This is a genomic window from Stenotrophomonas sp. 05N423 (assembly GCF_056397145.1).
The window spans coordinates 190,724-203,606 of record NZ_JBFTMV010000005.1 but is presented as its reverse complement, the minus strand read 5'-3'; the positions used below and the strand labels follow the sequence as shown (position 1 = coordinate 203,606).

At 64.1% G+C, this 12,883-nt stretch carries 13 protein-coding genes; 9 read left to right on the top strand and 4 right to left on the bottom strand.

Going from position 1 to position 12,883, the window contains the following annotated elements; translation table 11 throughout:
- The first annotated feature begins 183 nt into the window (after positions 1-183).
- Positions 184-1,515 carry an amidohydrolase gene (locus tag AC1DGW_RS10595; protein WP_478022571.1) on the top strand — a complete coding sequence of 444 codons (1,332 nt, stop codon included), beginning with the start codon at positions 184-186 and terminating at the stop codon, positions 1,513-1,515.
- A 3-nt stretch (positions 1,516-1,518) separates the two neighbouring features.
- On the opposite strand, the gene AC1DGW_RS10590 is transcribed toward AC1DGW_RS10595, so the two are convergent.
- On the bottom strand, positions 1,519-1,914 hold the full coding sequence (locus AC1DGW_RS10590; protein WP_478022569.1) for a protease inhibitor I42 family protein: 396 nt from the start codon (positions 1,912-1,914) through the stop codon (positions 1,519-1,521).
- Positions 1,915-1,969: 55 nt separating this feature from the next.
- Here AC1DGW_RS10590 and queF point away from each other — a divergent pair, with 55 nt between their 5' ends.
- From queF to AC1DGW_RS10560, 6 genes are all read left to right on the top strand, one after another.
- A complete protein-coding gene (gene queF / locus AC1DGW_RS10585) occupies positions 1,970-2,782 on the top strand; it encodes an NADPH-dependent 7-cyano-7-deazaguanine reductase QueF (protein ID WP_478022567.1) in 813 nt (270 codons plus the stop codon).
- 104 nt (positions 2,783-2,886) lie between these two features.
- Positions 2,887-3,186: a LysM peptidoglycan-binding domain-containing protein gene (locus AC1DGW_RS10580; protein WP_478022565.1), complete on the top strand. Its 300-nt coding sequence runs from the start codon at positions 2,887-2,889 to the stop codon at positions 3,184-3,186.
- A 47-nt stretch (positions 3,187-3,233) separates the two neighbouring features.
- Positions 3,234-3,719 (top strand): hypothetical protein, encoded by a 486-nt coding sequence (locus tag AC1DGW_RS10575; RefSeq protein WP_478022563.1) that lies wholly within the window; start codon positions 3,234-3,236, stop codon positions 3,717-3,719.
- Between the two features lie 378 nt (positions 3,720-4,097).
- Positions 4,098-6,323, top strand: coding sequence for an NADP-dependent isocitrate dehydrogenase (locus tag AC1DGW_RS10570; protein WP_478022561.1), 2,226 nt, complete (start codon positions 4,098-4,100; stop codon positions 6,321-6,323).
- A gap of 144 nt (positions 6,324-6,467) precedes the next feature.
- Positions 6,468-8,189, top strand: coding sequence for a bifunctional isocitrate dehydrogenase kinase/phosphatase (aceK, locus tag AC1DGW_RS10565; protein ID WP_478022559.1), 1,722 nt, complete (start codon positions 6,468-6,470; stop codon positions 8,187-8,189).
- Between the two features lie 58 nt (positions 8,190-8,247).
- Complete coding sequence (locus AC1DGW_RS10560; RefSeq protein WP_478022557.1) at positions 8,248-9,120, top strand: energy transducer TonB; 873 nt, start codon at positions 8,248-8,250, stop codon at positions 9,118-9,120.
- 413 nt (positions 9,121-9,533) lie between these two features.
- Here AC1DGW_RS10560 and AC1DGW_RS10555 read toward each other — a convergent pair whose 3' ends face one another.
- From AC1DGW_RS10555 to AC1DGW_RS10545, 3 genes are all read right to left on the bottom strand, one after another.
- Positions 9,534-10,358 carry a hypothetical protein gene (locus AC1DGW_RS10555; RefSeq protein ID WP_478022554.1) on the bottom strand — a complete coding sequence of 275 codons (825 nt, stop codon included), beginning with the start codon at positions 10,356-10,358 and terminating at the stop codon, positions 9,534-9,536.
- A 199-nt stretch (positions 10,359-10,557) separates the two neighbouring features.
- The gene (locus AC1DGW_RS10550; protein ID WP_478022552.1) at positions 10,558-11,097 is read right to left on the bottom strand and encodes a hypothetical protein; all 540 of its coding nucleotides are present in this window, start codon (positions 11,095-11,097) and stop codon (positions 10,558-10,560) included.
- A gap of 42 nt (positions 11,098-11,139) precedes the next feature.
- The gene (locus AC1DGW_RS10545) at positions 11,140-11,457 is read right to left on the bottom strand and encodes a hypothetical protein (protein WP_478022550.1); all 318 of its coding nucleotides are present in this window, start codon (positions 11,455-11,457) and stop codon (positions 11,140-11,142) included.
- Between the two features lie 246 nt (positions 11,458-11,703).
- On the opposite strand from AC1DGW_RS10545, the gene AC1DGW_RS10540 reads away from it, so the two are divergent.
- Together AC1DGW_RS10540 and AC1DGW_RS10535 are read left to right on the top strand one after the other, a co-directional pair.
- Complete coding sequence (locus tag AC1DGW_RS10540; RefSeq protein WP_478022715.1) at positions 11,704-12,036, top strand: helix-turn-helix domain-containing protein; 333 nt, start codon at positions 11,704-11,706, stop codon at positions 12,034-12,036.
- Between the two features lie 74 nt (positions 12,037-12,110).
- The gene (locus tag AC1DGW_RS10535) at positions 12,111-12,656 is read left to right on the top strand and encodes a DUF4145 domain-containing protein (protein WP_478022548.1); all 546 of its coding nucleotides are present in this window, start codon (positions 12,111-12,113) and stop codon (positions 12,654-12,656) included.
- The last annotated feature ends 227 nt before the right edge of the window (positions 12,657-12,883 follow it).

The window sequence follows — 12,883 nt, the reverse complement described above, 5'->3', positions numbered from 1 at the left end:
CGAGGAACCGATTGGCAAAGGGGCTGGCGGAACGGCGCAGAGCATAACGCCGGCCCGTGACGGCCGGCGCATGACCGATGGGCCACGCGCTCAGACCCGTAATGGTGGTGAACGGTTCCGCAACCTGTCCGTTGACACTCCTTTCCCCGCTCCGTTTGCCCTACATTCACTTCTCGATTGCCGATGAGGAAAGCCCGGATGATCCGCAAGACCGTTCTGTTGGCCGCGCTGTCGTGCGCTCTGGCCCCCGTTCCCGCCCTGGCCGCCGAGGGCCAGCGCCCGGAGGTGGAGGCCGCCGCCGCGCGCCTGCAGCAGCAGGTGGTGGAGTGGCGCCGCGACTTCCACCAGCATCCGGAACTGTCCAATCGCGAAGTACGCACCGCCGCCAAGGTCGCCGAGCGCCTGCGCGCGATGGGCCTGAAGCCGCAGACCGGCGTGGCCGTGAACGGCGTGGTGGCGATCATCAGGGGCGCCCTGCCGGGCCCGAGGATCGCCCTGCGCGCGGACATGGACGCGCTGCCGGTGACCGAGCAGACGGGGCTGCCGTTTGCCTCCACCGCCACCTCCGAGTACCGCGGCGAGAAGGTCGGGGTGATGCATGCCTGCGGCCACGATGCGCATACCGCCACCCTGCTCGGCGTGGCCGACGCGCTGGTGGCGATGCGCGACAAGCTGCCCGGCGAGGTGATGCTGATCTTCCAGCCGGCCGAGGAAGGCGCGCCGCCGCCGGAGCAGGGCGGTGCCGAGCTGATGCTCAAGGAAGGGCTGTTCAAGGACTTCAAGCCGGAAGCGGTGTTCGGCCTGCATGTGTTCTCCAGCGTCCAGGCCGGGCAGATCGCCGTGCGCGGCGGCCCGCTGATGGCCGCCTCCGACCGCTTCGCCATCACCGTCAACGGCCGCCAGACCCATGGCTCGGCGCCATGGAACGGCATCGACCCGATCGTCGCCGCCTCCGACCTGATCGGCACCGCGCAGACCATCGTCAGCCGTCGCGCCAACCTGTCCAAACAGCCGGCGGTGCTGACCTTCGGCGCGATCAAGGGCGGCATCCGCTACAACATCATCCCCGACTCGGTGGAGATGGTCGGCACCATCCGCACCTTCGACCCCGACATGCGCCGGCAGATCTTCGCCGACCTGCGCAACGTCGCCGAGCACACCGCTGCCGCCCACGGCGCTACCGCCACCACCGACATCTACGAGAAGGACGGCAACCCGGCCACGGTCAACGATCCGGCACTGACTGCGCGCATGCTGCCGAGCCTGCAGGCGGTGGTCGGCAAGGGCAATGTGTACGAGCCGCCGCTGCAGATGGGGTCGGAGGATTTCTCGCTATACGCGCAGCAGGTGCCGGCGATGTTCTTCTTCGTCGGCTCCACCGGCGAGGGCATCGACCCGGCCACCGCGCCCAGCAACCACTCGCCCAGGTTCCTGCTCGACGAGAAGGCGCTGGACGTGGGCCTGCGCGCGCTGCTGCAGGTGTCGCTGGACTACCTGCACGGCGCACAGGGATAAGCTCTAGCGGACGTCGACCCTGTATTCGGCGGTGCGCGCGGCCGGTTCGCCGCGCTCCCAGGGCCGCCGGTACTCCAGCCGCAGCAGCGCCTGCCCGGGCTGCTCGGCGCGGAACCGCAGGCGCTGCAGGACAGGGCCACCGGGCCGGGACGGCATCGCCGTGGTGGCATCGGCGGAAGGCGCCACGGCGGCCAGCTGGGGCTGTCCGTCCGCGACCACCTGCCACAGGTAGCCGGTACCGGCGTTGCCTTCCAGTGCGATCTCGATGATCTGCCCGACGCCCAGCGGGTTCAGGGCGTCGGACTGGGCTTGGACGATCGCGGGTGTGGCCTGTGGCGGTTGTCCCTGGCAGGCGGCCAGGCCCAGCAGCAGTGGCAGCGTTGCGGAACGTCGGATCATGGCGGTCGGTTCCCGGTGCAGGCGCGGCTAACGTAACAGCTCCTACAATCCCCGCATGAACACCCCCCAAGATTCCAGCCTTGGCCGCGAGGTCGCCTACCCCTCGCAGTACGACCCGGGCCTGCTGTTCCCGATTCCGCGCGCCGCCGCCCGCGCCGAGATCGGCCTCGGCGCCGCGCTGCCCTTCGTCGGCCAGGACCGCTGGCATGTCTACGAACTGGGCTGGCTGGACACGCGCGGCAAGCCCTGCGTGGCCACCGCCACGCTGTGGGTGCCGGCCACCTCGCCCAACCTGGTCGAGTCCAAGTCGCTCAAGCTCTACCTGAACTCCCTCAATGCCGCACGTTTCGACAGCGCCGCCGATGTACGCGGATGCATCGCCGCCGATCTGTCCACCTGTGCCGGGGCCGAGGTCGCGGTCGAGTTCGGCCTGCCGCCCGTGGCCGAGGCCGAGGGCGAATCCATCGACGGCCTGGACCTGGACATCGACCACTACGGACCGCCGCAGGCCGGCTTCCTGCACGCCGATGCCGGCGACGCGGTCGCCGAAACCCTGGTGTCGGCCCTGCTCAAATCCAACTGCCCGGTGACCGGGCAGCCGGACTGGGCCAGCGTGAGCATCCGTTACGCAGGCCCGCGCATCGATCGCGGCGGCCTGCTGCGCTACCTGGCCAGCTATCGCGATCACGCTGAATTCCACGAGCAATGCGTGGAGCGCATCTTCCTCGACCTGATGCGCCACTGCGGTTGCCGCTCGCTGGACGTGGAGGCGCGCTACACCCGCCGCGGCGGCCTGGACATCAATCCGCGCCGCTCGACCGCCGACTTCGCCGCCGGCCACCGCCCCTTCCGCGATCCCCGCCAGTAATCCGGCGGGATTGTTTCCCGGGTATACGCCGGCTTTACGCCGGCGCGATGGTTCCTTAACGCGGGCGGTGCAATCGTTGCCCCCAGCCGAAGAGGAACGACCCGATGAGCAACGACAAGAAGGCCGATTTTTCGGACGTGACGTCCAAGGTGGACAGCACGGCCGAGGTCGTACAGAAGGCGGACTTTTCCGATGTGACGGCGCGGGTGGATTCCACCGCGCAGATCGTGGGCGAGCAGCAGTACACCGTGCAGAAGGGCGACAACCTTTCCAGGATCGCCAAGAGCCTGCTGGGCGACGCGAACGCGTGGAAGCGCATCTTCGAGGCCAACCGCGACGTGCTTTCCGACCCGGACAAGATCTTTCCCGGGCAGACCCTGAAGATCCCGCCCCGCCAGGGTTGAGGCCGTCCGGCCGCGCAGCCCCTCCCATCCCCATTCCGGAGCATCCCATGAAGAAGACCTCGCTCGGCAGTGCCCTGATGATCGCCCTGGCCGGCACGCTGGCCCTGGCCGGCTGCAAGAAGAAGGAAGAAACCACGCCTCCACCGGCGGCCAGCGCCCCGGCGCCCGCACCGATGAGCGGGCCGGCCCCGGCTCCGGCCGCGCCGGCGCTCGCCGTCACCTCCATCACGGTGGGCAGCACGGCCGCAGCCGACAAATCGGTGCTGCCCCTGGCGACCCTGGGCGCCAAGGACAAGATCATCGTATCGGTGAAGACCGATGGTGCCGCCAGCAATGCCAATCTCGCCGCCAAGCTCACTTACCAGGACGGGCAGGTGGCAGGCGAGCAGAACGCCATGCTCAATACCAGCGGCGCGGAAACCACCAACATCGAGTTCAGCAAGGCAAGCGCATGGCCCGCCGGCAAATACCGCGCGGACGTGACCCTGGATGGCCAACCGGCCGGCATGACCCAGGAGTTCGAAGTGAAGTAGAGCAAGCGGCATCCACCTGTCGTCCCTCTCTCCCGACAGGTGCTGGCCATGGGCGCAGTCGCAGGACTGCGCCCTTTTTTGTTGCCGCGTCCCTGGGATGGTCCTCAGGTCATCGGATATGGGCTGCTCGCTGGCTTCCCGTGCCCCTGCTTTCCAGGGGGCGTCCTTCATCCAGCGATGCCGGCGACCCTGCCGGATCGGTGCAGCACGCATCGCCTCGTGCGCATCCGGCTGATGCAGGCCACATGAGCAAATGCAATGAACCGCGGCGGCAGGCATGCGGCCGGAACCGTACCCGCCCGTTTTGCCCGAACCGCCGCGACGCGCGACAATGCCGCGCTGACTTCCAGCCTTTACTTCCGACGGAAACCATCCCCCATGTCCGATACGCAGAAGATCATCTACACGCTCACCGACGAAGCCCCGTTCCTGGCGACGCAGTCGCTGCTGCCGATCATCGATGCGTATGCCACCACCGCCGGCATCGCGGTGGAGACCCGTGACATCTCGCTTTCCGGCCGCATCCTGTCGCAGTTCCCGGACTACCTGCAGGACGGGCAGAAGATCAGCGACGACCTGACCGAACTGGGCGAGCTGGCGACCCGGCCGGAAGCCAACATCATCAAGCTGCCCAACATCAGCGCCTCGGTGCCACAGCTCAAGGCCGCGATCAAGGAACTGCAGGACCAGGGCTACGCGCTGCCGAACTACCCGGATGCGCCGACCGACGACGTCTCGCGCGACATCAAGGCGCGCTATGACAAGGTCAAGGGCAGCGCGGTGAACCCGGTGCTGCGCGAGGGCAACTCGGATCGCCGCGCGCCGCTGTCGGTCAAGAACTACGCGCGCAAGCACCCGCACCGCATGGGCGCGTGGAGCAGCGATTCGAAGTCGCACGTCGCACACATGGATGCTGGCGATTTCTACGGCAGCGAGCAGTCGGCCACCCTGGCCAGCGCCGGCAGCCTCAAGATCGAGCTGGTGCAGGACGACGGCAAGCATGTGGTGCTGAAGGACAGGACCGCGGTCAAGGCCGGCGAGATCGTCGATGCCTCGGTGATGTCGCGCCGCGCGCTGGCCGCCTTCGTCGCCGCGCAGATCGCCGATGCCCGCGCGCAGGGCGTGCTGTTCTCGCTGCACCTGAAGGCGACCATGATGAAGGTCTCCGACCCGATCATGTTCGGCGTGGTGGTCGAGGAGTTCTACAAGGACGTACTGGCCAAGTACGCTGCCGAGCTCAAGCAGGCCGGCTTCGACCCGAACAACGGCATCGGCGACCTGTACGCGCGCCTGCCGTCGCTGCCGGAAGCCACCCAGGAAGCAATCCAGGCCGACATCGCCGCCGAATATGCAAAGCGCCCGGCCGTGGCGATGGTCAATTCCGACAAGGGCATCACCAACCTGCACGTGCCCAGCGACGTGATCGTCGATGCCTCGATGCCGGCGATGATCCGCGACAGCGGCCGCATGTGGAATGCCGAAGGCAAGCTGCAGGACACCAAGGCGCTGATCCCTGACCGCTGCTACGCCGGCGTCTACCAGGTGGTGATCGAGGACTGCAAGGCGCACGGCGCGTTCGACCCGGCCACCATGGGCTCGGTGCCGAACGTCGGCCTGATGGCGCAGAAGGCCGAGGAATACGGCAGCCACGACAAGACCTTCCAGATCCCGGCCGCGGGCACCGTGCGCGTCAGCGACGACGCCGGCAACGTGGTGTTCGAGCACGCCGTGGAAGCGGGCGACATCTGGCGCATGTGCCAGGCCAAGGATGCGCCGATCCAGGACTGGGTGAAGCTGGCCGTCAGCCGCGCGCGCCTGAGCAGCACGCCGGCCGTGTTCTGGCTGGACAGCAACCGCGCACACGATGCGCAGATGATCGCCAAGGTCGAGAAGTACCTGAAGGACCACGACACCAGCGGCCTGGACATCCGCATCCTGTCGCCGGAAGACGCGACCCGGTTCTCGCTGGAGCGCATCCGCAAGGGCCAGGACACCATCTCGGTGACCGGCAACGTGCTGCGCGACTACCTGACCGACCTGTTCCCGATCCTGGAGCTGGGCACCAGCGCCAAGATGCTTTCCATCGTGCCGTTGATGGCCGGCGGCGGCCTGTTCGAGACCGGCGCCGGTGGTTCGGCGCCGAAGCACGTGCAGCAGTTCGTCGAGGAGGACTACCTGCGTTGGGATTCGCTGGGCGAGTTCCTGGCCCTGGCCGCCTCGCTGGAACACCTGGCGCAGCGCTACGGCAACACCGCCGCCGCGGTGCTGGCCAAGGCGCTGGACGAAGCCAACGGCAAGTTCCTGGACAACGACCGCTCGCCGGGCCGCAAGCTGGGCACCATCGACAACCGCGGCAGCCATTTCTACCTGGCCATGTACTGGGCGCAGGCGCTGGCCGCGCAGGATGAGGACGCGGCGCTGAAGGCGAAGTTCGCCCCGCTCGCCAAGGCACTGGCCGACAACGAGCAGAAGATCGTCGAGGAACTGGTCGCAGTGCAGGGCAAGGCCGTGGATATCGGCGGCTACTATCGCCCGGCCGTGGACAAGGCCGGCAAGGCGATGCGCCCCAGCGCGACCTTCAACGCCGCGCTGGCTGCGCTCTGATCGCGGCAGGCAAGGTGGTTTGACAAGAACCCGCATCGCCCCGGCGATGCGGGTTCTTCATTTGTGGATGGCGGTGCGCTCCTGCAGATGGCCATGAAGCTGCCCCGGTGCGGTAGGGTGAAGCCCGGTGCCCCGACTCCCGCAATGCCGATGCCTGCCACCGAACCCGCCCACGCCATTGCCGCCTGCATCCGCGATGGTTTCGAGGATTACCACGCGCGCTTTTCCGCCATCACCCGGCGCGCGCGGCTGCGCTTCGAGCAACGCGACTGGGCGGCGGCGCGCATTGATGCGGTGGAGCGCATCGCGTTGTACGACCTGTGCATCGGCGAGTGCATGGCCCGCCTGCAGGCCGCCGCGGGCAGTACGCCCGGCCGCGGGTCATGGATGCAGGTGCGTGCGGCCTTCGCCGTGCTGGTCGAAGGACTGATCGACGGCGAGCTGTACAAGACCTTCTACAACACGCTGACCCGGCGGCTGTTCGCCACCCGCGGCGTGGACGATGCGATCGAGTTCATGGCGATCGACATCGAACCGTCCGATGCCATCACCCATCCGGTCGCGCGCCACGTCTACACCGTTTCCGAGGCGCGTCCGGCCGACGCCTTCGAGCGGGTGCTGGCCGACTACCGTTTCTACGTGCCGTACCGGCACCGCCTGCGCTGCGCCGCCGCCATCGCCGTGCGCCTGCAGGACGACCTCGCGCACTGGGGGCCGAATCCGGTACGCGCCATCGAACTGCTGGAAACCGTGTTCTACCGCGAGCGCCGCGCCTACCTGGTCGGGCGCGTATTCGGCGAGCACCGTTTCTCGCCCTGCGTGATCGCGCTGGTCAACGACGGCGATGGCCTTCGCGCGGAGGCGGTGCTCAGCCGCCGCCGCGACGTGGCGCACCTGTTCGGCGTGTCGCGCAGCTATTTCCAGGCCGACCTGCCCACCGTCGCCGATGCCGTGGTGTTCCTGCGCAGCCTGCTGCCGGGCAAGCCGGTGGACGAGATCTACACCGTGCTCGGCCGCGCCAAGCAGGGCAAGACCGAGCGTTACCGCACCTTCTTCCGCCACTTCCAGCAGCATGCGAACGAGCGGCTGGTGCAGGCCGAGGGCACGCCGGGCATGGTGATGGCGGTGTTCACCCTGCCCAGCTACCCGCTGGTGTTCAAGTTGATCCGTGACCGCTTCGCCTGGCCCAAGACCATGAGCCGGCAGGACGTCGAGGACCGCTACGCGCTGGTGTTCAACCTGGACCGCATCGGCCGCCTGCTCGACGCGCAGCCTTACCGCCACCTGCGCTTCCCGCTGGCGCGCTTTGCCCCGGAACTGCGCGACGAACTACTGGAGAGCTGCGCGCGCAGCGTGCGCGTGGAGGGCGACGACCTGGTGATCTCGCTGTGCTACGTGCAGCGGCGCTTCCGCCCGCTCAACCTGTACCTGCGCGAGCAGACCGCCGAGGCCGCGCGCGCGGCGGCGCTGGACTACGCCCAGGCCATCGCCGACATGGCGCGCAACGACATCTTCCCCGGCGACATGCTGCTGAAGAACTTCGGCGTCTCCCGCCACGGCCGCGCCGTGTTCTACGACTACGACGAACTATGCCGGGTCGCCGACTGCACCTTCCGCGACTGGCCGCAGCCGCGCAGCGCCGAAGAGGCCATGGCTGCCGAGCCGTGGTTCCACATTGCGCCCAACGACGTGTTTCCCGAACGCTTTCCGCTGTTCATGGGCCTGCCGCATCCATTGATGGAGGCGGTACGCGAGGCGCACGGCGAGCTGTTCGATCCGCGGTGGTGGCGCGGCCTGCAGGCTGCCTTCACCCGTGGCGAGTTCCCCGATACGCCGCCCTATCCGCGCGCGCTGCGGCTGGCGTGAACGCCGGTACCGGAAACGGTACAGTCGGCGCCGGACCATGACTGGCAGGGAGGGCATCATGTTGAAGTTGTTGCATCGTTGGGGGACGGTGGCCGTGTTGCTGCTGGCGGCCGGTACCGCATCCGCCGTCGGGCCGGGCGGCGTGCGCAGGCAGGCGGAGATGGGCATGCAGTTGTCGGGACAGATCGATATCGCGCCCGATGGCAGCGTGGAAGCGGTGCGGCTGGATCAGAAGGACCGGCTGAGCGAAGGGCTCGCGCGTTTCGTCCAGGCATCGGTGATGGCCTGGGCCTTCGAGCCGGTGGTCCGTGACGGCAAGCCTGTCGCTGCGCGCTCGCCGCTGATGCTGCGCCTGGTCGGCAAGCGGCTGGAAGACGGCAATACGCAGGTGGCCATCCGCAGTGCAGGCTTCGAGACCTACGACCCTGAAAGCAGGACGTCGGTCACCGCGTCGAACATGTCGCCGCCGACCTATCCGCGCTCGATGTACGAGATGGGCGCGCAGGGCGATGTCTACCTGATCCTCAAGGTCGGACGCGACGGCCACGTTGCGGACCTCTACGTGGAACAGGTCAACATGACCGTGGTGGCCAGCGAGAGCCAGATGCGCAGGTTCCGCCAGGTTCTGGGCAGCAACGCGATGCTCGCCGCGCGCAGATGGGAATTCCGCGTGCCGGCGGAGGGCGCGGAGGCGGGCCAGCCACACTGGAACATACGCGTGCCGGTGCGCTACGCGATCGTCGACAAAGGACGATCGTTGCCGGATGACGAGTACGGCGTGTGGCGCGCCTACATTCCCGGACCGCGCGAGCGTGCGCCGTGGATCAGCGACGAGGACTGGGAAAACGGCTCGGACGCGCTGGCCGATGGCGGCATCTACATGGCGGGCCGCGGCAAGGGGCCGAAACTGTTGACGCCGCTGGACGGTTGAGCGCGCCGGCGGCTGCCGCCGGAAACGAAAGAGCCCCGCATCGCGGGGCTCTTTTTCGATGCTGCCTGGATCAGCGCTTCATCGAACCGAAGAACTCGTCGTTGGACTTGGTGTTCTTCATCTTGTCGAGCAGGAATTCCATCGCGGCGATTTCGTCCATCGGGTGCAGCTCTGAGCTTTTCGAGGATTTGCATCTTCCCAGACAGTCAAAAACCCTGTTTTTACAGTGCGTTATGAATTCTATTTGATGCGGTTTTTCGATGGTAGAAATGCATCAGCGATGCATGACGGGCAGGGGCTTGGTGGTCAAGATTGGGGTGCAAGTATGCCGCTCGCCCAGTCTTCACCTAGCCGAACAAGGAAGTACCTAGAAGAGCGACTCCTCGCAGGGCCAAACTTGTTGCGCCAGAATCCTAGCCCTCTTGGACAAATCGCCCTCCGCTATACCGCCAAGCCTTCTTTGCCGGAAGGCTTCGGACTTTGACAACTCCGGCTGTCTCATCAAGGTAGTAGTTGCTGCCATTCCTGTTGACATATCCGGGCAGAGTCGCAGCACTGACATCCCTCCATTGCAGGCCGTCGAAGCGTTCCACGGTCAGGAATGGTGTGCCAGCATTGTTCTCGGTATAGATGACGAGTGTATCGGTAGAGCCTTCCGGTAGGTACATCTGCGTGCTCGCATCGAGTTCGGCAAGTCCGGTTGCTTCGTCAATGTTAGCGAAGTCAGAATCTTTCAGCCCTCGATAGTCAGCATGTGATGCTAGTGCTCGAACGGCTGCACGAACGTCGTGGAAGCCACTCGCAGACTCTGCGCTGCCTTTGCATGAATCAGTCAAGGGGAGGGTGACGGTGTTCTGCCTGACGGCCACCAAATCGGCTTCTAGGCGCTCATCATACATTTCGTCTTCGGGTAGCAACTGGATGTTCGAAAGGGTGATGGTGGCCTGCCCTTTGGCGGAGTACCGGCAGCCATCCTTTCGAGTTCCTCCGATGCCAAGCAGTAGCGCAGCATCGCTCGGATTGGATACGCAGAACGTACCGTTGAAGCGCTGTGATTGGGGGACACGAGCGATTGAGGCTCTTTCCAGTTGGAGGCAAAGGCTGGTGCCTTCATCTGTCTCTATGCCCGATGCGTCGGTGTACTCCCATTGGGCACCGACAGTCTGCGGAGAGGATTGCGCCGGGTGCGCGAAAGCAAGAAGAACCAATGTCGCCAATAGTGCATTTCGTGTCTGCATCACTTCTTCCTTGATAATTGGTCAGCTTGCGTATGGGAGGCGATAGACTGACTGAGCTTTGTAGCCGGGATTCTGTGCCTCAGCGCTGCGTCTCGCTTGGTCAGGTGTGCCTGCGTTGACCCTGACAACGAAAGTGCTACTTCCGCCACCGGGGCGACTCATTTTCACTTCATACGTGGCCATACGACAGTCCTCCTACTCAAAGGCAACTTTTCATAGCATCGATATGTGCTGTTTCCGAAGTGCTGAGATTTCGTTCGAAGTCCTGAGCAGTCCTTCCGCCATCCCGTTGGCTGGCGCAGCTACAGGTGCGCAACCAAATCTCGCGCTTGTTCCTCGCTTCCGGGTTTGGCAGGGAATTTGCAGCGTTGTAGTAGTAGTCGGCGCATGCCGCTATATAGTTTGATGGCGCGCCATTTGCTCCTGCTCGTACAAGAAGGGGAATTGCTTGCTGGAGCATCAGCAGTCCGCCACCTGCAACGATCAGTAGCAATGGACCAGCCTTGCTGGTGACCACTACAGGGGATTTCTTGGCTTCTGCGATGAGGTCGCTACGCTTGGCCAGATAGCATGGGAAGGCAACAATCCATAGCAGAAGGACTACTGCGCCCCAACCGCCTGCGGACAGGTTGAAGAACCCTCTCTCATTGGGTTGCTTCCCGATGCGGTGATTCGCTGCATCTATGTACACCCACACAGCACTTGCTGTAACTACTGCCAGTACTAGTATCCCCAGCATTCTGCGCTCCTTGTTGTGATGAATCGAAATTGATGGTTGTTGTCAGAGCACATGTCGCTTGCTGACAAGCTCGATGCCGCAGTTGGGACATTCGGTCTTATGTGTCTTCATGAAAATTTCGGCGAGTACGAAACAGATGATGAAGAACCAGCTCAGTGGCGCGAAGACGACGGCATAGACGAAGAACATCCACCAAGAGAGGTACCAAGGTTTGGTGCTTCTCTTGACCCCCATAAGTCCGGCATACCCGCATTCGAGGCACGTCATGGTGGTGTGGGTGTCATACCGCCGCAGGCTTGCTCGAACGTGCTCCGGCAGTGGCATAGGCGGCGGCTCGATGTTGTCCTTGGGTTGTTGCATACGTCCCCGTTGGCGGTGCTTGAGTGATACGAGGGATAGGCCAGGCGTGTTAACGCACTTGCACCTTGGCAGTTGGTCTAGAAGGCCGGAAACCCCTGTTTTCCTGCTTCTTAGGGGGCTTCTTTCAGCACCTTCCCAGAGGTACAAACAATTCCTCCATGGCCAATGCTACAGATAATGTAGCATACGAGTCCAGAGGGAACGGGCCATCCTGTGGCGAGCTACAGCTATGCGTCCGTCCCGGTTATGTCGTCGCCAACTCTTCCAAGCATGTTCACCAAGCGCCTTAAAGAGGCTCGCTTGGCCTTGGGCATCTCACAGCGGGAGTTGGGGAGGCGAATAGGCCTATCGGAGGACGTAGTGTCCAGCAGGATTACAAGGTACGAGCGTGGTACTTCGGAGCCTGATTTCGTCACAGCTAGCAAGCTGGCGAAAGAGCTGGGTGTGCCACTCGCTTATCTGCTCGCTGATAGCGATGTTCTTGCCGATATCATTCTTGCGGCAGCCTCATTGCCGGTGGCTACCCAGCGTAAGCTGGCAGGGGAGCTGCAGCAGTTGGCTAAGAACGAGGCTAAGTAGTGTCTTAGTAGGTGTACACAGGGGAACGAGCAGTGGCAGAATCGGACGCAGCGTAAGTTTGGCTGGGGGCAGGCATGGAGCTGTTTGTAAATCTTTTGGTCGGTATAGCATGGCCTGTTACTGTCATCTCGGTTGCACTCCTGTTCAAGAGCGATATTCGGTCTCTCCTGCAGCGCATCTCACAGCTTAAGTACAAACATGCTGAGGCAAGCTTTGCGGACGGGCTGGCAAAGGCGGAAGCGAACGCTGCTGCTATCCCTCAGATAGGGAGGCAAGGTGCACAGCCAGAGCTATCAACTAGGTTGGAGCAGTTGCGCCGTATAGCAGATGTATCCCCTCGTGCTTCGATTCTTGAGGCATGGGTCTTGGTCGAAGAGGCTGCTGCGAAATCTGGATACGTCCAAGGTGCCATTACGCCAAGGGTGAATGCCTCCTTATTCGTTGAAGAGTTGATAAGGCATGGAAAGCTGCCCGCCAGCAATGCCTCACTTCTGGAGCAGTTGCGCAAGTTGAGGAATCAGGCGGCGCATCTGCCCGACTTCGGTCTCACGCAGGACGAAGCTGATAGGTATTTGCAGCTCGCTGCTAAGCTCTCCGAACTCATCCTGAGCGCGGATTAATGGTCGTGATGGGCTTTGATGAGTTTGTGCAACGACTTCTGCTTGCGCGCGCTCGTTGAGTGTGGGCTGGGTCAAGTGAGGTTGATGCTGTTCGGCAGGCCAACGGCCTTTTCGAAATTCGCGTTCTTGAATTTTACCATCGCTTTCAGTCTTGCTTTTCTCGAGAGAGATGCGTTTAGAATATTAATTTGAATTTCGCTGAGAACCTGCGTGCTGCGTGTACGAGT